Annotated in this window: 8 protein-coding genes; 6 read left to right on the top strand and 2 right to left on the bottom strand. The window is 44.3% G+C overall.

Annotated elements, in window-relative coordinates:
* The first annotated feature begins 1 nt into the window (after position 1).
* From N7974_RS07655 to N7974_RS07630, 6 genes are all read left to right on the top strand, one after another.
* Positions 2–3,385, top strand: a complete 3,384-nt coding sequence (locus N7974_RS07655) for a hypothetical protein (RefSeq protein ID WP_262965039.1) — start codon at positions 2–4, stop codon at positions 3,383–3,385.
* Positions 3,386–3,424: 39 nt separating this feature from the next.
* On the top strand, positions 3,425–7,606 hold the full coding sequence (locus tag N7974_RS07650) for an Ig-like domain-containing protein (RefSeq protein ID WP_262965038.1): 4,182 nt from the start codon (positions 3,425–3,427) through the stop codon (positions 7,604–7,606).
* A complete protein-coding gene (locus N7974_RS07645) occupies positions 7,603–9,819 on the top strand; it encodes a contractile injection system tape measure protein (protein ID WP_262965037.1) in 2,217 nt (738 codons plus the stop codon). The genes N7974_RS07650 and N7974_RS07645 overlap by 4 nt, the downstream gene beginning before the upstream one ends.
* A 26-nt stretch (positions 9,820–9,845) precedes the next feature.
* Positions 9,846–13,886 (top strand): hypothetical protein, encoded by a 4,041-nt coding sequence (locus N7974_RS07640; protein WP_262965036.1) that lies wholly within the window; start codon positions 9,846–9,848, stop codon positions 13,884–13,886.
* 157 nt (positions 13,887–14,043) lie between these two features.
* The gene (locus N7974_RS07635) at positions 14,044–15,369 is read left to right on the top strand and encodes an ATP-binding protein (RefSeq protein WP_262965035.1); all 1,326 of its coding nucleotides are present in this window, start codon (positions 14,044–14,046) and stop codon (positions 15,367–15,369) included.
* Between the two features lie 223 nt (positions 15,370–15,592).
* Positions 15,593–16,111 (top strand): ion channel, encoded by a 519-nt coding sequence (locus tag N7974_RS07630; protein ID WP_262965034.1) that lies wholly within the window; start codon positions 15,593–15,595, stop codon positions 16,109–16,111.
* A 182-nt stretch (positions 16,112–16,293) separates the two neighbouring features.
* Here N7974_RS07630 and katG read toward each other — a convergent pair whose 3' ends face one another.
* On the bottom strand, positions 16,294–18,537 hold the full coding sequence (gene katG / locus N7974_RS07625) for a catalase/peroxidase HPI (RefSeq protein WP_262965033.1): 2,244 nt from the start codon (positions 18,535–18,537) through the stop codon (positions 16,294–16,296).
* 204 nt (positions 18,538–18,741) lie between these two features.
* On the bottom strand, positions 18,742–22,074 hold the full coding sequence (locus tag N7974_RS07620; protein ID WP_262965032.1) for a PAS domain S-box protein: 3,333 nt from the start codon (positions 22,072–22,074) through the stop codon (positions 18,742–18,744).
* Positions 22,075–22,081 lie beyond the last annotated feature (7 nt).

The following is a 22,081-nucleotide window of genomic DNA, read 5'->3' as shown; positions in this document are numbered from 1 at the left end:
AATGGCCACTAATCCCATTAACCTTGAAAAAAATTCCAAACTGGAGTCCAGTGAAGACTATCTCTTCCTGCGCCGCAAAGGAATTGAGTATATTGAGCAAATGGGCAGTAATTGGTGGACAGACTACAACAGCCATGACCCAGGCATTACCATTCTGGAAGCGCTCTGCTACGCCATCACTGAACTGGGCTTTCGTACCGGCTGGAATATCAAGGATATTCTCGCGGAACCGCCGGAAAGCAAGCACACACCAGAACGGCAGGCATTTTACACAGCCCGGAATATTCTAACGGTTAACCCCCTAACAATCAGTGACTTTCGACGGATACTCATTGACCTGGACAAAGTCGCCAATGCCTGGTTAATCTGCAACAAATGTCTGTGCGAGGTGCCACTTTATGCCGACTGCGAAAAAGACAAACTAACCTTTGAACATCCGGATACCCAGAATACAGAAATCAAAGTAACCGTTCAGGGAACTTACGACGTATTGCTGGAACTTGATCACGACCCTGTACTGGGTGATTTAAACGATCGAAAGATTCAGCACACATTTATCCTGAACATTCATGCCAAAAACTATGCAATAACCGCTGAATTTCGCTTTCCTGTTTGGGATTCAAGCGCGTGGGGCCTGGCATCCGGGTATGTCGATAAAGATGGCCTGTTATTACGAAAAATAAAAACTTTCAAACTCAAGGTGTTACTTAATAAAACGGGAGAAGGTACCCTTGCTCCGGATGTAGAAAGTCGCAGGTGGAAACAGTGGAACAGGGTATTTTTTGCCACCATAGAAATCCTGTTTGAAGATGCTACGGCAATTCTGTTGCAGGATGTACCTTTAAGGCTTTTTGGCGTTACCGACGTCAGTCAGACTTTCAAGGATACTTGGGATCTTACTGATATCACACATTTTGAAAATGAATTTATTATCGGCGTAGCGCAGCTATTTATAAAAAAAATGGCCACCGTTGAGCGTACATTGGAAGCCGTCAAAATACAAATCAATAACTACCGTAATCTATGTGAAGATTTTTACAACCTGTCTGTAGTCTGCATAGAAGATGTTGCAGTTTGTGCCGATATTGAAGTAGCGCCTGATACTGACATTGAGTGGGTATTGGCGAATGTACTTTTTGAAATAGAACATTATTTCAATCCCGATATCAAATTTTACACTTTGCAAGAACTAATGGATGAAGGCATGCAGGTTGATGAAGCCTTTGACGGTCCCAGACTTAATCACGGTTTCATTAAACAGGCCGATCTTGAAGCCTCGCAACTGAAGTCTCAACTACGTACTTCCGACATCATCAACCGACTGGTCGAAATTAAAGGCGTTTTAGCGGTAAAAAGCCTGCTACTCACCCGCTACGACCAAAATGGGCAGGCAGTTACCGGTGTGGCAGATATCAGTAATACCAAAGAAAAAACCAGTGCGGCCTGGACACTGGAAATTAGCGACCGCTGCCAACCCAGATTGTACGTAGATAATTCAAAGTTTATTTTTTACAAAAATGATCTTCCGTTTATTCCCAGACCCAGTGAAGTTCAGGATACCCTTAATCAATTACGCGGTCAGGATGAGCGACTGAAAATCAGGAATCTGACACCCGAAGAACTCGACCTCCCAGTGCCCGTCGGCAGTTATCGGTCGTTAACAGACTACTATCCGGTGCAGTATACGTTTCCCCTTAATTACGGCATCGGTTTCGAAGGACTGCGTGAACCTTCAAGCAAGAAACGACATGCGCAGGCAAAGCAATTAAAAGGTTACTTACTATTTTTTGAGCAATTGCTGATAAATACTCTGGCCCAAATCGCCAATGTAAAAAACCTGTTTTCTCTGGATGAAAGCCAGTTACATACTTATTTTTTTAGTACTCTTCGCGATGAAGCGCTCATCAAAGGCGTTACTGAACTATTAAGTTCCGAACTTAATACGGGCCGTTTACAACAACTTGTCGAATCGGAACCGGAACAGCTTGACCGGCGCAACCGTTTCCTTGATCACCTGATGGCCCGGTTTGCCGAAAGTTTCTCTGATTATGCCATGATGCTTTACTCCTCCAATATGGCGTTAAAGCCGGTAACGCAGGCGACATTGATTAAGCAAAAAATTGCCTTTATAAAAAACTACCCTGTCATTAGCAGGGATCGTAACAAAAGCTTTAACTATCTGGACATACTGCCAACTTCAGAAAACCAGCCTGTACTGCGTCAACGTATAGCCTTGCTGCTGGGACTGAAACCCGAGGTGGAAGACAGCATTATCATCGTTGAACACTTGCTGTTGCGACCAAAATTCCCCGGCGATGCGCTGATGGAAGTGTGCCTGAATAAAAACTGCACCAACTGTGACGAAAAAGCTGATCCATATTCGTTCCAATTGACCGTAATCATGCCCGGCTGGCAGGAACCGTTCAATAAAAACATTGAACTGCGACGATTTGCAGATCGCACCATCCAACTGGAAATACCAGCACATTTGTTAGGTAAAATTTGCTGGGTAAGCAACCTGAATTATGGTGAAGGCCGGGAAAACAATTTACTCATCCCCTTGAGCCAATTCCTTCGTAATAATGGCAAAAATGCCGGAAATTTTGCACCTTCCGAGCTCAGTGCACAACTGGGTGCCCAAAAATTTTTGGTCGCCGCGCAGCCCGTTTTCTTTGACTGGATAAAATCCGGAGCTAATAAAGGTCTCAGCGGAGCAGGCATAAAAACGGCGCTTAAAAACCAGCTTGAGGCAGGTTTGCCAGCACTCGTAGACATTTACAGCGGCGTTAAAAACTACGATCAAATCGGTAACACTGTCTTTGAAATGCTTACCGATCACTTTACCCGCATCACCGAGGCTAATCATTGGTTTCTTTACACCCGCTTTAAAACGGCATGGGCTGGCTGGCTGGAAGCCAATGCCAAATTCAGGTGGGATAACGAGCAAGTACTCAGAAAAATGGAACTGGCCTTATCAGTCTTGGGTATTTCGCGCAGCAATGTACTGACGAGAAAACGTCGTACCAGCCAATTGGCCGAACGGTTCGGAGCGATATTTTCAGAAGAAATGAGAACAAATGCCCTCGAAGACAAAATATTCAATACTCGAGAGGAACAGCAAAAAGAGGTATTGCGTATTTTCAACCTCGCCTTTACAGGAAATAAAATCAGGGATTTTGGCATCATTCTGAAAGATGAAAATGAACTGGCCAAAAAATTCTCGAACATTTATTCCCGTTACATTGATGTCACCATAAAACTCTGGAAAGTCTTGCTAAGCTTGAGCAAACTCCAAAGTATCTATCCACCGGCCACTTTGCATGATTGTGACGATAGCAACGATGATAATCCCGTTCGCCTGGGAAGCACCATGCTTGGCGGATGAAAAAACCAAAACCCTTCAATCACTTAAATACGTACTGTTATGATACCCATTAAAATAGACTTTCCGGTTTTTGAAGCCAACCAGGTGCTAACCAGCGACCACCTGAACTGTATGAAAATTTACCTGGACGAGCAAAGTCGCCTGACCAGAGCGACTCTGCATGGCATTGGCGTCGTTTGTGGATTAACTATCAGTGTCACGAACTCGGACAAAATTATTACCCTGAGCAAAGGCTACGGCGTAACCTCCGAGGGTTATCTGGCGATGGTAGGTAATGAAGATTTTGTGGCCAACAAATATCAAACATATAAAGTGCCGGAAGAAGATGGTTATGCACTTTTACTGAATGCCGGCAACGAAGCTTCTCCGCTTTTGGAATTGCTGGACGAAGGGCATGAGGATTACGCAAAAGGCATACCGCTTGCCAAAGCCATCCTGGACAATAAAGTGGTTCTGCTGTTCGTGGAATTGCTGGAAGAAAACCTAAAAAATTGCAGTCCTTCGTCCTGTGATGACAAAGGCAAAAAAGTAACCGTCACTTTGCGCAAGCTGCTAATTGATCTAAAAGCACTGGAAATGCTAAACACAACAATCAAGACTACTATTGAAAAGGCCAAAGCGCAGAGCGATTTTTTTCCCGATCTGAGCGCACGACTTGATCTGCCTGATCTACGTCTGCCCCGTCTTGATCTATTGGCTGGAAATCTGGTGAATAGTCAACTGAATGCTCAAACGATTTTTGCCGCTTACCAGAAGATTTTATCCAAAAATTTCTTTGGTACAGTGGGTAATGCTTTGGATGAAGCATACCTTGCTTTTCAACCAATACTTACCCAGTTGTCTGGGGACTACTATTTATCACAACAATTGACAGCTATTTACACCCGGTATGAATCACTCCAAAAAGTGCAAAGCGTTATTTACTCGCAATATTTCTATGATTTTCTCGATGACATCATTCAAGCTTATGATGAGTTTCGCTGGAAAGCACTGGATTTTATGGCCTTGTGCTGTCCGCCGGCAGAGGTATTTCCTCGCCACCTGGAATTAGGGGAAATCTACGGAGAAAATTTTGCAGGTCACAAGATACACCGACACTACTTTAGACCCTCACCGGCATTGACAGAACAAAAAATGACGGGCAGCGAGGTACAACAGCTTTTCCTGCGGCTTAAATTGATGCTGGAACAATTTGAATTTCCGAAAAATGCCCTGGAGACAACACCTAAATCAACGGTAAAAATCATTCCCAGTTGTCTGGGAAGGACACCACTCTCGGAAAAAGCAATCCCGTATTACTATTCTCCAAGTAAAAATTCACTGTTGCTGACAGCATGGAATTTTCATAAAACCAGAGTCGGCCGTGCAAGCCAAAACATGGGCTACAATGTTGAAACGAAATACCACCGATACATAAATACACCAGTCCAGCCGTTAAATTATGATCTGGAAGATTATAATTTCTTTCGCATTGAAGGCCATATCAATTTGGATTGGCGGAAGGTGCTAACAGATTTACTTGAAAAAATTACTTTCTACCGGCTACCATTTGATGTAATTGCACTCAATGCTCATCCTCAACCTGTGACCTCAGACCCGTTAGTATCGAGCTGTTTAAGTAATGATTTACAGGTAATTTACGATATTTGGGCCAAGGAACTGGAGTGCCTGTTAAAAGATAAAATAAAACTGTTCACTAATATTCCAATTCCGGTAAAAACTTCGTCAACCAGCAGCAAAATTTTAACCGATAAACTTTCGCTTCAGTTAAACGCCAAAATAAATGTGCTATCTTCCCTGTCCAACTCGGAAGGCAGTCTGGGCAAGGTCGTAGCAACGGCTATAAACAAAAGCTCGGTTACGTCCATAACCTCTATAAAACTTAAAGACAGTGTCCAGAAATTTTTCAATGAGAATTCCGACATTGGTAAACTTTCTGTCGCCGACTACAATCTGATCATTAACAAGCCAGTCGATGTAATTAGCGCCTTGGTAGATTTTTCTAATTCACTACCGACTAATGCCGGCGATTTGCAATACGCAAGCATCAGTAACAAATACCAAAAATTAAACAAAGCTATTGTCGATTATTCGAAAGACATCGAACTCTACCAACCTCCTCAACAAAATCCAATTATCACCCCGGAACAAAAAGAACAAATATCCAAAGCGTTAAATGAACTTTTGTACAACTGCCAGATAGAACGTCTGGAAGAGCTGGGAGCCGAACTGGAACGCCGGAAAAAACAAATTGAAGAACTCATTTTTTTTAGCAACTACGTACGTAAACATCCAGGTCTTGAACATAAGGCAGGCGTATCCAAAGGCGGTACATTTGTACTGATTTATCAGGAAACTTCAACAGAAATTAATTTGGCAGGAAAAGGCAGTTTCATTACCAACAAGCTCAACGGTGCATTGAAAATCAGTGCCTTAACCAAAACAGGACTAACTTCATTAGCTAGCCTACCAACCCTGAAACTGACCACCGGCGAGCAGAAAATACTTGTCGATACGCTTAAAAATCAGGGTATTAATTTACCGGAAGAGGCGTTATCAAATTTGGGTATTACCAGGCCTTCCTTTGTAATACCCAAAATATTTGATATACCCGAACGTGTTGTGATTGCCGATTTTTTTCTGCCTTATCGTTGCTGCTCAAGTTGTCCTCCCGTGCAGTTTGTATTACCTCCGCCTCGTCCAATTTTTGTTTTGCATCCAGAATGTCAAGGTCAGGATGGTAAAGCCGTAGTCCGTTTTGAATTTAGCTATCGCACACCGCCTTGCGAAGTCCAGATAGACGATTTGACCTACACACTACTAACTGACGACCAGATTAAACTGAGTATAGGCAAGCATAAAGTCATCGTTAGAGATGCTGAAGGCGGCGTTTCACTGCCACAAGAAATTGAGATTTTTCCACGTTTCAGTCTTGAATCAGGGAAACCGGCTTGCAATGACTCGAATGAGACTTATACGGTTAAAATCAAGGTTACCAACGGTAAACTGCCGCTCAACATTGATGGCAAGGAAGTCACAGCAACTATTTCTGATGCTCCCAACATTCATTTCATTTCAGTAGGTCCTTTTATCAGCGGGGAAACTGTAAAGATTATGATCGGCGACAGTTCCATCTGTCCGGCGCAAGAACTTACTTTTACACACACTTGCATACCACTGCAACCAGAACCCGATACGGCAAAGACCGAATACAAAACGCCCGTGACCATCAACGTGTTGGATAACGACGCAGGTTCAGAATTGGCGCTAGCCAAAGCTGAGCTTGAGAACAAATTGCAAGGCATGGTTATTATTAATACTGATCAAACTATTACTTATACACCTAATAGCACTATTGAAAACCAAGATATAATCATCAACTACACCGTAAAAGATAGTTATGGCAGAAGTGCCAATGCAACTGCGACGGTGTATGTTGGCAAAAAACCTTGTGATTTGCCTTGCAATGGTGTCGCCGTTCGACGTGGCTACCGCTTCTCACTATTCGCCACCTCCTTAGAATTGAAATCCCGAATCAGTTTTTCGTTTGAATTTCCGCAAGGCAGCACGATTGACCTATCAGAAGAAGTTCAGAGTATTTTGCAGGAATTTGCCGGAGACGGCGAGAGCTTTGCAAAACAAATAAATTCGCTGATTACTAAAAAAACAGGCCGACCCGATTGGCTAAAATTTGAATATGGCTCAACAGAGCCGGACAGTATGGATATCTGGTGGATTGAGTCTTTTGAATGCCTGCAATTCAAGTTTCAAATGAGTTGGCCTATTGGCATCGCCACACATCAGGAACCAATAACAACTATAACAGTCACGCCTACTGCCAGTACTATCATTAGTACCGAAGGAGAAAAAATTCTGTTGGACGTAACAATTCCTGCATTCGACGGAACCAAAATCAACAAGTGCAATCCGGAAACTCCATCTCAAAAACTGTGTGCCAAAGTGCCGGATTTAATGCTGAAAATAAGCCAGCAAGTGGATGGACTAACGGCAAACCTCAATGTAGAGCCCTCGGGCAGCGACAAACCGGTCGCTTATCTGTGGGAAGTGCAGAATGGCAACCCGCCGATATCAAACGGTCAAAAAGCCGGTTTCACTTTCACCCAAAGTGAACTCACAACCAAACTCGTTCGGCTCACCGCCTTTACCGAAAAAGGATGTAGAGTTATGGTTAAAGACACCATTGATCTTAAGTCACAATGACGCCAAATACAGTCAGACACACCATTCGGCTACAATATCTTCATGTCGAAGTAAACGGCACGGAGTCAGATGCTTTGGCTTTGCAAAACCGTTTGTCGAGGTTGTCTCAGGATTGGCTAATGCCAGCCCTTGAACGGGTATTTGACCATTGTGTACCCGCAGATGAGAACTGGTTCATCGAACGTCTGAAAATAGATGCCGGAACTCTGAATATCGATAGTTTGGAACAGGATCTGGCTGATATCGTTGCAAAAGCTGTCGAAAAAACAATTCAAGAACAAATAACCATTAGCGTTGATCAACTGGTTGCCGAAACAAAAAATGTTCAACGCAAGACCAGCCATCAGACTATCGATGAAGCCTTTATCTATTTTTTACAAACAGGTCGTTTACCTTGGGCTTTTCATTTGCCCAAAGACAAGTCTTTAGAATCGATGTTGCTCGTCTCATGGAATCAGTCAGACCGGAATTATTTGTATCTTGAAAATACGGTACGCAATGTACTTGCTGTAGTAATCCCCAGAAAACGTCTGCTTCGACAATTTTCAGCTGATTTTTTACAAACTTTACTTACCCGACTTGATTCAGAAAGCAGCAAGGCAATCCTAGCTATTTTGCCAATACTGAACAGCGCCGATGCCCCAGCGGCTGATGTAAAACTGTTTATCCAACAACTTTGGGAAACCGTTTTTGCCTTTATCGCAACCGGTAAAGCCATAACAGTCAATCAACTGGTTACCGAGAGCTTAAAGACACTGCCAATTTCATTATCAAGCTCCGCGAAACTGGCAAACCTGTTGGAGCGTCATTGGCCGGGTTCGATAGCGCCTTCCAAACTTTCTCCGGCCTGGTTTTTCTTGATAAACCAGAAACTGATACAAACAGTTTTGCAAGCACTCGATAACGCTGATCTAGCCACCTTTACCAGAAAACAGTTTGAATACTATCTCCGGCAGACAATTTCTACTGTTAGACCAACAAATCAAACTTTAACAGAGTACACTTTAGTCAAAGAAACATGGCAAAATCTACCGGTAACATTACAACAAGCAGAATTAGCAAGTTTATTGGAACGCCATTGGTCGGGATCGACATCAGCCATCAACCTTCCCCCTTCCTTATTTGACAGTCTTTCCCTGGCAAACCAAAAGGTGATGCAGACAATTTTGCAAGTATTGAATAACTCCAGCCTTGCAGACTTTATAAAAAATCAGTTTGAACACCATCTCTGGCAGATAATCTCTGCTGTTAGACCATCAGATCAAACTTTAACAGCATATACTTTGGTCACGGAAACATCGCACAGCCTACCTGCAACATTGCAACAACCCGCATTGACAAGTCTATTGGAACGCCATTGGCCGGGATCCACTCCAGCTTCGGATCTACAACCACCCAAGCTTTCCTTGGCAAACCAAAAGCTGACGCAAACAGTTTTGCAAGTATTGAATAACTCCAGTCTCGCAGACTTAATAAAAAAACAGTTTGAACACCATCTCTGGCAGATTATTTATGCTGTTAAACCATCAGATCAAAGGTTAACAGCATATGCTCTGGTCAGAGAAACATGGCAAAGTCTGCCCGCAATATCGCAACAAACAGCCTTGAAAAATCTATTAGAACATCATTGGCTTAACGTTACGCAGTCGGTTAATCAATATGAAATTACAGTGAATAAAGCGGAATCAATACCCAGCGCATTAATTGATGCCAAAGAAGGGATCTATATTGAAAACGCCGGCCTGATTTTATTACACCCTTTCCTGCCTCAGTTTTTGAAAGCATTAGGTCTCGTTACCGAAGACCTTCTTTTACAGCCGGAACGCGCTATTTGTCTACTCCATTTCATGGTCACCGGGCAGACTGTCGCGCCGGAATATGAACTGATTCTATCAAAAATTCTCTGTAATATGCCTTTGGAAACACCTATAGAATCTGACATGGCGTTAACCGATGCCGAAAAAGCCGAAGCCGAAGCGCTGCTTGAAGCGGTAATACAACATTGGGATGCATTGAGAAATACCAGTATTGATGGCTTACGCGGAACATTTCTCCTCAGGCTCGGAAAACTTTCCCTGCGTGACGATGGCGATTGGTTATTGCAGGTTGAATCAAAAACCGTTGATATTCTTTTAAATCATCTACCTTGGGGCATTTCAATGATACAACTGCCCTGGATGCAACGAATGCTTTGGGTAGAATGGGCCAGTTAATTAACTGATGAATCAGGAAGCGCGACATGAAAGCGAGTTCAGAAAAATCATCCAGTACCACCTCGACGGCTACCAACAAGACGGCGAGCCAGCCTTTCTTTGCAAAAGCAGGTGGGGGTAATTTTTTCGCGCCGGTAAAACAAACCGAATCTATCGGTACAGGTTCGCAATCAACTATACGAGACAAAAGCAAAGGTGAACAACCGCCTTCCAGTCCGATTCTGTCACCGAGGCCAATTAGCACCCTATTACCAACTACTGCCCGTGCCATGACGCCGACTTCCTCCGGAAGCGATAGCGGAACACGCATGTACCGCACCAGCAATGGCCAGATGGTAGAATTGCCATCCGATATGACGGTTGAACAAGCCTCCAGGCTTGAAGCTGAAGCAAAAACTGCCGAGAAGCAACTTGGAAAAGGTTCCCCGCCAAAACCCGTACCCAATATTAATCAACCAGCGAAGAAGGAAGCGAAAACAGCAAGAGCCAAAGCCGGCGCGAAAGGCAAAAGCATCGGCAGGGCAAAAGGCAAAACCATACCCAAGGCCGCAGGTGCGATCAGTGCGCTACTCAAAGGGGTAGGCTCGGGCAAAGTCGCACAATACCTGGCCGCCAAAGGCACCCCGGTACTGGCCGGAGGTATCGGCCAACTACAAAGCTTGAAACAAAACGAGCAGACACACGACGATGCCACCGAAAAACTACAGCAATCTGAAAAAGCTGTCATTATCCCGCCCAGCGAAGGACAATCGAAAAGCAATACGGAACAGGTGGGCCTGTTAAGCGACAAATCTGCACCTGCTGTCGATGAAAGCAAAGCTAAACAAAAACTGCAGGAATCGCTCAAAGAAAATATCCCCCAAAGTATTGAAGACGTCGACAACTTTAAGCGCGACAAAAAAGCCCAACACATGGGCGCAGATGTTATGTCAGTGGCGCTGGGCGACAAAAATGCCGTAGTTTCCACCTTTGCCGAAATGGAAACTACACCGCCGCCCACCCCTCCAGAACAAACGCCCGAAGCCTTACCGCCGGAAGAAATTGCACCACCTACCGCAGCTATGAACCTCGGGCAAGGGACAATTGCACCGCTTCAGCAAGAACATACCGACCTGAGCAACTACACTAAGGAAGCTGACGGCAAGTTAAAGGAAGAAGGTATTACGCAAGAACAGCTAGATATGGTTGATAGTGGTGACCTGGCTACCGCCAATAAAGAAAAAAAGGCTTTGGAAAAGTCATCAAAGACCGAGCCACTCGCCGTTCAAACATTCGCCCGGCAGACTAGCAATAAGGTCGACCTGGATCTGAAGCAGAATGAAAAACAAGCACGCGACGGGTTAAAAGCCAAACGTAAAACCGGTCTTGGCACTACCGCACAAAAGCAGAAAGGCACCAAAAGCACTCTTGAGAAAAAACGCGAAGAAATCTCCATCAAGATCAACAGCATCCACATGGCTGCGCAGCTCAAAGTAAAACTAAAGCTCACCGATCTCGAAACGACTTCAAAAAAATGGTTCGACGACGACAACGCCAAGGCTACAGAAGCATTCCAAAACAATGTTGACCGGGAACTAACGGCTTTTAAGAAGCAGCGCTACTCAGGTTTCTTTGGCTGGGCCAGAAAAGCAAAAGACTGGTTACTGGGCATGGACGACTTACCCGAAGTAAGCGGCATCTTCGCACGCAATCGCAGCAACTTCGAGATCGCTACCAAAAAGTTAGTCAGCGATATCACTCTCTTTAACAAACTCGTTATCAAGGAATGCAAGGAAGCACTTGCCAGCGCCAGGATGGAAATCCAGGTACACGTTAATAATCTTGGTCCTGGTCTGAAAGCAATCGGCATCGAAGCCCAAAAAGAAATGAATACTCAGCTCGCCGATTTAGACAACTTCGTGGCGAAAACAGAGCAGAATCTTGGAAAAGTGTTGGCAGAAAAACAGCAGTCTGCCATCAAGGCCATTGACCAAAAAATCGAGAAGATGAAGGAAGACATGTCGGGCGCGCTATCCAAACTTGGTAAACTGCTACTGCTGGCTGCAAAAAAATTCTTCACTTGGGCTCTTGAGAAGTTCGGCTACTCGCTCCAGGAAATCGAAGCCATCATCAACAAAGGCACCGCCATACTCAAAGCCATCTTCACCCAACCCATCCAGTTCGTGAAGAACCTCATAAATGCGGCCATTACCGGCTTCAAGAACTTCGGAAAAAACTTCCTGAAGCACTTGAAAAATGCCTTGTTTGAGTGGCTGACAGGATCACTGGAAGGGCTGGTATTGCCACAAACCTGGGACTTTAAAGGCATCATCAGTGTTGCCCTCCAGATGATCGGTATTTCATACCAGAACATCCGCAAACACATGGTAGCGGTGATGGGCGAACCGATTGTGGCTGGTATTGAAAAAACCTTCACACTGGTTAAAACGCTGATTACCGAAGGCCCTATAGCGGCTTGGGAACAACTTAAAGAAATGGCAAGCGAAATGCGCGATGCATTTATCGAAGCCGTAAAAGATTTCATCAAAACAAAAATCATCGAGCAGGCGATCCAGTGGCTGGTTAGTCTTTTTATTCCCGGTGCCGGTATCATTAAAGCCATCATTGGTATCTATGATACGATCGTATTCTTCATCCAGAAGGCGAAACAGATCATGCAGATGATCAGTAGTTTCCTGGGCTCAATCGCCGAAATTGCCGCCGGCAACATTGGTGCTGCAGCCGATGCGATGGAAAGCGGATTGGCGCGTGGACTCTCGCTGGTAATCAGCTTCCTGGCGCAGTTACTACACCTGAGCGGCATTACCAACAAAATCAAAGCTGCGATCCAAAAGATCAGAGATAAGGTGGATGCAGTTTTACTAAAGGTAGCGAAGTGGATTGCGGATAAAGCAAAGAAGATTTGGGGAAAAGTCAAAGAAGGTGCATCCAATATAAAACAAGCTGTTCTAGGCTGGTGGAAGACAGAAAAGGGATTCCAAACGCCCGATGGAAAAAGCCATCGGTTGTTATTCCAAGGGGAAGGAGCTTCAGCCCAACTCATTGTAAGAAGCGAGACTAAATCTTTCCAACAAACTGTTAACGATCAGAGAAAAAGTTTGGATACTAATGCGGCAACTGATAAAACCAAATTTAAGGCACTTTCGGATGCTGAACAGGAGAAAAAAACGTTAGATGGGCTTATCACAAAATTCCAAGGAATTGATATTAATAAGACTAGCCCCGATACAAGTGAAAAGCATCGGATCGGCATCGAAGCAAGTATGAGTAAACTGGCCAATTTTCTCACCATTGCAGGTATTGGCGAAGTTCCGTCCGACCTTGTTAAGACTAATGTCATCCCTAATTCAGATTCTGAAGGTCGAGCCATAACCGTTAAAGCAGAACCTCTTACCTATATTCCTGGAAATACAAGCGGCTCAGCACCTGGAGAAAATCCCAAAGGCTGGGACGAATTGGAGAGCGTCTATCATTTAAAACGGGCTGGTTCTTGGGTAAGGGCGCATCTTCTGAATGCCAATCTACATGGGCCGGGAGTAACTTGGAATCTGACTCCGGGAACAATTCAGACTAATAACAACATGAAGACGGAAGTGGAAAAATGGGCTAAAGATGAAGTACTAAATTCAGCAAGCAAGACTAAGCTCTTTTATTATGAAACTAGCGTTGATTACTATAATGCTGAGCCTCCTGATCTGACTATGAAATTTTTTCCCCGTAAAATACGGGTTAAATGGGGGGGATTAGAAAAACAGGGAGCTACATTTATTAGAAAATCAGATAAGGGCAAAGCTTTCGAGCAAGAGAAACCCCTATTAAAACGGCTTTCTAAGATTTCATTTAACCAATCCTCAAAATCTGATCTGTATAAAGCGGCTGCCGGTAAATTATCGGAAGCTGAATGTGGAAAAATAATCGATCTTCGCCGTACTATACCTGGCCAGCAATTCAACAGCATTCTGCACCTAGCAAAAAAATATACAGAAATATATCCTGGAAATATTGATATTTATCAAAAAGTTACTGATTTATATCTAAGCAACGCAATTTCCCTTAACTCACTTTGACCGATCCTTTGCTAGGTAGTGGCTGAAATCTGTAATTATGTATAAACAGGCTGTTGGACTTAGAGATAACATTCCTTATAAAGGATGTTATCCCTATTTAAGGCTACAGAATTCACTTATTACCCTTTTACTGTCGAAAACTTAATCATCTAAATAAATGCAAACTAACGCCGCCAACCTTGAAATCGCCTTCGACTGGTTAAAAACCGTTATCAATGAATGTCTTAAAATTCACTTTGGGCAATCTGGAGGTTTTGAGCTTAGTCCCTTGAGTTTTTACAACGACAATTCCTGGCTGGCCACCTTTATGGAGCAACGCCAACCCGGTTTTGAAGAATTTACACTATTGATGCTGGCTATCACTCCGCACTTAAATCCCCATTTCTTCAACCAAATCATCGCCGAACATCTTCCCGAAGGTGGTAATTTCCCTGAATTTGGCGGTGTAAAAGCTACCAACCATCGAGGTATTCTTCCTACTGGCGAAACGGCACAATTTATCCTTGGAGGCGATGACATTGAAAAGCGCCTCAACGTGCAGCATATTTTGAGCAGCGAACACTGGTTTTCACAACAGCGCATTCTCTGGCTTGAGCCGGTAAATGTAGGTGAGCCTTTGATGAGTGGTCGTTTAATCCTTGACCCGGAAATTATCGAACTATTAACTCTCGGTACGGTCGCCAAGCCGCGTTTTAGTATGAACTTTCCGGCTGAGTATCTGGAAACCGGAATGGCGTGGGACGATCTGGTGCTGCACCCGAACACCTTGAGTCATATTCGAGAAATTGAAAACTGGATCACCTATAACGATACCCTGCTGCATGATTGGGGCATGCACAAAAAGTTAAAGTCCGGTTACCGTGCCCTGTTTTATGGGCCCTCCGGCACGGGCAAAACGCTGACAGCGACTTTATTGGGTAAATACACAGGCAAAGATGTATTTCGCATAGACCTGTCACGGATGGTGTCTAAATATATTGGCGAAACAGAAAAAAACCTGTCAAAACTGTTCGATAAAGCCGAACATAAAAACTGGATTTTGTTTTTTGACGAAGCCGATGCCCTTTTCGGCAAACGCACAGACATACGCGATGCTCACGATAAATATGCCAATCAGGAAGTCTCTTATTTATTACAACGCATTGAGAGCTACAACGGACTGGTGATATTAGCCACCAATCAGCGCAGCAATATAGACAATGCTTTTGCCCGGCGCTTTCAGACCATCATCCATTTTCCAATGCCACGACCGGAAGAACGTTATCAAATCTGGAATAAAGCCTTTCCCCCGCAAATGGTCATTGCTGATGATATTGACTGGCAGCACGTAGCAGTCCGTTTCGAACTGACCGGTGCGGGTATTACCAATATCATGCATTATTGTGCACTAGAGGCCCTGGCTGATCAATCACTCTGTATTGACTTCAAACGGTTGGAGACAGCTATCCTGCGCGAGTATGTCAAGGAGGGGAAAGTCGTGTAGCTGTTATTTTAAGGTGCTTAAAAGCAAATATTAAAATTGTTTAAAATTGAGACTATTTATGTTCACCAATCGCGCTCATCATGCTTGGCACGGAGCAATCTGTTATCGTTATTTGTTGCGAGCACTAGTGACGTTATTCATCATATATCCAATGATATCCCACTGGTTCCTGGGTCACTTGATAGAGCTCTTGGCGACCGTCGTCATCCTTGTTACGAGCATCTTGGCGATCTACAACAGTCGGCCACAGATTGGATTTACCGTCGTGGTTGCGATCATTTATCTGACGATGGGCCTTACACAAATTGCGTTTAACCCGGAAAGGCTACTCACTATCATCTGGTTGATTTCGGGGGTAGTTTTTTTCTCTCACGTAACGTGGACACTCATGCGGGACATTTTCGCCAGCCAAGGAAACATAACCAGCGATCTACTTTACGGGACTGTCAGCGTCTATCTGCTCATCGGCTTGAGTTTCGCTAATGGCCATTTTTTACTGGAAAAAGCCATACCAGGTTCCTACCATTGCGGATCACCGCAATGCATCCCCTTTCAGACGATGTCAGCGTATGTTTATTTCAGTTTCATCACTTTGGCGACTGTGGGTTACGGGGATATTACGCCCTCATCAGGGATTGCAGGAGTCATGACTTACATGGAGGCTATCACCACTGGCCAGATGTATCTGGCAATTCTGGTAACGCGGTTAGTTGGCATGCAAATCTCGCAATCTCGCAGATAACCGAGTGCAAATCAGTACTCAAAAAATGCCTTGGAAAGGAAATTATGCCTATGGTACGGGGTTCCAAAAAAATTCTGTCACCCTGTATAAATCTGAAGTGCTTATTTTACTTGGTAGTTCAGGGACATATATCTGGATGACTATATGTCCCTTTTTCGAAGAACTCTTAACAATTCACAACGTTATTTTAAGTCAAAGCGATCAAGCATCATCACCTTGTTCCAGGCAGTTACAAAGTCAGTCACAAACTTCTGTTTTCCGTCTTCAGAAGCGTAAACTTCCGCAGTCGCCCGAAGTTCAGAATGCGATCCGAAAATCAGGTCGACCGGAGTAGCCGTCCATTTAATCACACCTGTTTTCCTGTCAATACCGTCATAAACCCCTTCAGACTTGGATGATTTCTCCCACTTAGTCGACATGTCTAGCAAGTTTATGAAGAAGTCATTGCTCAATGTCCCGGGTTTACTGGTAAAAACACCCTGATTGGATTCCCCTGCATTGGCATTTAAAACGCGCATGCCACCAACCAGAACCGTCATTTCAGGAACCGTCAGTGTTAGCATATTGGCCCGATCAACCAACATCTCTGTCGGTGACATCGGATTGCCTTCACCGTAGTAATTACGGAATGCATCTGCTTTTGGCTCAAGAACGGCAAATGCACTCACATCAGTTTGCTCTTGTGAGGCATCCATACGCCCTGGTGTAAAGGGGACTATCACCTTGTAACCTGCAGCTTTGGCAGCTTGCTCAATGCCGGCACCGCCACCCAAAACAATCAGATCAGCCAGTGACACTTTTTTTCCATTCGATTGTGCCTTGTTAAAGTCCTTTTGAATGTCTTCCAAACGCACCAGAGTCTTGGCAAGTTCATCCGGATTGTTGACCGCCCAGTCCTTTTCGGGAGCCAGACGAATACGAGCGCCATTGGCTCCACCCCGCATATCTGTCCCACGAAAAGATGCCGCTGAGGCCCAGGCAGTTCGTACCAGTTCCGACACCGTCAAACCTGATTTTAGAATTTTAGCCTTAAGACCTTCAGTATCCTTGGCATCGATCAGCTTATGATTTACTTCGGGAATAGGATCTTGCCAAATGAGCACCTCTTTAGGAACCTCAGTACCAACGTACCGTGTCCGAGGACCCATATCGCGGTGAGTGAGTTTGAACCATGCCTTGGCAAAGGCGAGTTCAAACTCTTTTGGGTTATCCAGAAAACGTTTGGCAATTTTTTCGTAAGCCGGATCGGCTTTCAGGGCAATATCCGTAGTAAACATGATTGGTGAATGTCGCTTATCTTTGTCATGCGCATCAGGTGCCAAATTCGCAGCCGCGTCATCCTTGGGAATCCACTGCGTGGCTCCGGCCGGGCTTTTGGTCTTTACCCATTCGTAAGTAAACAGATTAGTTAAATATTGGTGAGTCCATTTAGCTGGATCCATGGTCCATGAGCCTTCCAATCCACTGGTGATTGTATCGACACCATTGCCTTTACCACACTTGTTTTTCCAACCTAAACCCTGTTCTTCAATACCGGCAGCTGCCGGCGCGGGACCGACACATTTCGATGGATCGCCATTACCATGAGCTTTACCAAAGGTGTGTCCACCGGCAATCAGGGCAACCGTCTCTTCGTCGTTCATCGCCATTCGGGCAAAAGTTTCCCGAATATCTTTAGCGGCTGCCAGTGCATCAGGATTACCGTTGGGTCCTTCCGGGTTGACATAAATTAACCCCATCTGCACAGCAGCAAGTGGATTGTCCAATTTTCGGCCATCCTTATACCGTTCATCACCGAGCCATTTTTTCTCAGGTCCCCAATAGACTAAATCAGCTTCCCAGTCATCCGTCCGTCCGCCGGCAAAACCGAAAGTTTTAAAGCCCATGGACTCTAAAGCAACGTTGCCGGTAAGAACTATCAGGTCGGCCCATGAAATTTCACTGCCATACTTGCTCTTGATCGGCCAAAGTAAGCGTCGCGCTTTATCCAAATTTGCGTTATCAGGCCAACTGTTTAAAGGCTCAAAGCGCTGCTGACCGCCACTGACTCCGCCGCGCCCGTCAGCCACACGGTAGGTACCCGCATTATGCCAGGCCATCCGGATAAAAAACGGTCCATAGGTTCCGTAATCTGCAGGCCACCAGTCTTGAGAGGTTTTCATCAATGTCTCGATATCTTTCTTGACAGCCTTGATATCGACTTTCTTAAACTCTTTAGCGTAGTTGAACGTTCTGTCCATCGGACTGGACTCAGCCGAATGTTGACGAAGAGGCGCCAAGTCAAGTCTTTCAGGCCACCAAAATTGATTAGACATCGTTTGCAGATCCACAGTGCTTTTTAAAGGCGTGAGGGTTTCTGCGGAGTAGCCAACTTGGGAAAAGGCTAGCGCCAACAACACGACACCCGGTATTTTTATTTTCAACATATATTTTCTCCTGTTCTATGTATTGATACTGTCTCTGCAGATCATCTAACTTTTAGTGGCAAAAGGCTTAAAAAGCACAAAAAATACCACGGAACAGATAGTAAATTCAAGCGCGTTGGCTTCAGTATTCCATAGAAAACCATTAGTGCAAGCACGCTTGCTCAATCTTTTGGTAGAAACACTGACCCCTCTTATTAATGTTCATCAGTCGCTCTTTGTCTTTATGGGTAACGTAAAATAAAATGTAGTTCCTTTCCCTACTTTGCTATTGAATTTCAAATGACCGTCATGGGCTTCAATAATGGAGTTGCAAATAGATAAGCCCATCCCCATCCCCTCGACTTTGGTTGTATAAAAAGGCATTAATATTTTCTGTTGCTGATCTTCAGGAATCCCGAGGCCATTGTCTTTTATTCTGACCTCTATGCGATTATTCAGTGTTAACAAGCTATCAATGGATATTTTTTTTTGCTGATTTTCAGGACAGCTTTCCAAAGCATCTGCACTGTTTCGGATCAGATTTATAATGACCTGTTCAATTTGAATCTTATCAACATTAATAAGTGGCAAAGAATTTTGTAATTGATACGTTAACACTACATTGTTGAGCCTTAGCTCAGGCAAGCACAGACTGGCTGCATCTTGAATTAACTCATTGAGGTCGACTATTAAACTTTGTTTGGTATTGGATTTAACAAACTCTCTCATGCGACGAATGATTTGCCCCGCCCTTAATGCCTGTTGCTGGGTTTTGTAGATTACCTCGGCAAGCTTTGCAAAATCAGGGGATTCAGCTTTCATCAGATTTAAACTGACTTGTGTATAAGTAGCAATCGCCGTTAAGGGTTGGTTAACTTCATGGGCAATGCCTGATGCCATCTCACCCAGAAGCCCAAGACGCGTTACATGAGCCAGTTGATTTAAATGCTCTTTGTCTTGCTGTTCCTGAAATTTACGCTTGGAAATGTCAGTATGCGTCCCTATCATTCGTAAGGGCGTACCATCTTCAGCGTAATCAACCACCACGCCACGACTCAAAATCCATTTGTAACTGTCATCTTTACAGGATAATCGGTATTCGGTTGAATAACTCTTGGCTTCACCATTCAAGTAAGCTTGCATTGCCGTTTTAACGAGCAACTGATCATCAGGATGAATACGGTTTAGCCATTCCTGTCGAGTCGGTAAAATATCATTTTCGGTATACCCCAGCATCTCTTTCCAGCGCTTGGAATAGTGCATTTCACTGGTCAAAAGATTCCTGTCCCAGACACCGTCACCAGAACCTTCTGTGGCAAATTTCCAGAAAAATTCGCTTTCACGTAACGCACGCTCTATTTGTTTACGTTCAGTAATATCGCGAGCAGCGGCAAATACGCCAAGTACGTTACCCTTGTCATCACGGTACACACTGGCATTATAAAGTACGTCAGTGACCTTGCCGGAAGCATGTAACATAGTCAACGGGTAATCGGTCACAAAACCGTTCGAGAATGCCAATTGATAGCCTTCGCGAGCTTTTTTTGCATCGGTAAAATAATCCGCAAAGTCACTGCCGATCAGCTGCTTTCGATCCTGCCCGGTTACCCGTTCCGTAGCCCTGTTAACATCCGATATCTTACCTTCTGATGAGATCGTTACCAAGGGGTCCAAACTCGCTTCCAGTAAACTTCGGGCATACTGAGCCGTCGCCTGAACAGCTTCTTGCGCCTGCTTGATCTCGGTGATGTCAGTGGCAACACCACCAATCCCATAGATTTCTCCCGACGCCGATTGAATAGGAAACTTCGTCACCATCAGCGTACTTAGCAAGCTTTCAGCATTAGTCAAGATCTGCTCTTCAAAATCCAAACGCTTTCGTGTTACCAACACCTGATTGTTGGTAATCATTTTGTTGTCGGCAATTTCCTTAGGAAAAACCTCATGAAGTGTCTTGCCCAATACATCTTCTTTACACTTCCCGTAAAATTCACTCACCGCCTTGTTAACCAAAATAAACCTGCCTTGTAAATCAAAAGCAAAAATACTTGAAGGCGTACTATCGATGATGCTATTAAGCAATTCCCTACTTATACGTAAATTTTCTTCCAATAACTTGCGTTCGGTGATGTCTGTGGCAAATCCGTACCAGAGTGTAGAGCCGTCTGCCTCTCGTTGTGCCGTAGACTTGGAAAATACCCAACGCACAGTACCATCATCAAGCTGCACACGATATTCATGACTAAATGGGGACAACTCTTGAGTTGATTTCTGAATGGCTTCGAAAATACTGTTGCGGTCATCAGGGTGATGTAAGGTAAATACTTTAGAGGCATCCTCGCTAACATCTTTCGGGCTGAGATGAAATAAGTCATTGATACCTTCGCTGACAAAAGGAAAGTAAGAGCTACCATCGAGTCGCAAATGATATTCATAGATCATACCAGGGATTAAACTGGATATTTTCTGGAGACTATTGAGGGCAGCTTTATGCGCCACTTCCATCTGCTTACGTTCGGTGATGTCAGTGATAAAGCCATGCCAGAGCGTAGAACCATCGACTTCTCTTTGTAACAAGGCATCACCTGACAACCATCTCACTGTGCCATCGTCAAACTTCACCCGATACTCAAAATGCCAAGGCCTCAAATTTAGTGCTGATTTCTGGATAGAAGCATTAATATTCTCATAGTCATCGGGGTGAAGAATGGCAAATACTTTAGAAGCGTCCTCACGGACATCTTCCGGACTAAGTCGATATATATCGCGAATAGCTTCACTAACAAAAGGAAAGCAGGAGCTGCCATCAGCTCGTAAAACAAATTGGAACACCATGCCGGGCAACTGACTGGCTATTTTTTGGAGGCGACTTAGCGCGTTTCCTTGCACTTTATTCAGATAGTGGTGTGCAATACCAGCAAGGACGATTAAAAATAGTAACAACAACAAGCTGGCGGCACAGATAATATAAAACATATAGCGCATGCTCAACTGAAAGCCTGCAATATGCTGTGCCAGCGCATTGTTCTCTAACCCGGTAATGCTACTAACTTCGGCACGAATCAAATCCATCAACTGTTTGCCATGTCCACTATGCACAGCCGCTAATACACCGGCTTCATCATGGTGACGTTTCAATTCAATGACACGCGCCATTTCTGTCATTTTGGCATTCACCAATGGAATTAATGTCTCCAAGTGTTTTTGGTTAGCATTAACGAAGGTAAATTGATGCAATTTTTCAAGATGAGTGCTGATTTTGTCGAGCACAGTAAAATAAGGCTCCAAAAATAGCTCATCACCGACCAATAAATAGCCGCGTTGGCCGGTCTCGGCATCCTTCAATTCCGATAACAAAGCATCCATATACATGATTAAAGCGTAGGTTGAGCTCTGCGCCTGCGCTTTTTGGTGACTTTGTCTTAAAGACCAGAATGCAGCGACCACTACCAGTACAACCAGTAGCAATGCTAAGGAAAATGCCGTAATACTTTTATAAGTATCATTTAAGATAAAGCTATTCCGGTCATAAGTGGAGTTAATCGTTGTTTTGCTCATACCTGAA

It is taken from the genome of Methylobacter psychrophilus, assembly GCF_025583945.1.
GTDB lineage: Bacteria > Pseudomonadota > Gammaproteobacteria > Methylococcales > Methylomonadaceae > Methylobacter_C > Methylobacter_C psychrophilus.
Note: the sequence above shows the minus strand (reverse complement) of the source record. Positions and strands in the feature narration are given on the sequence as shown.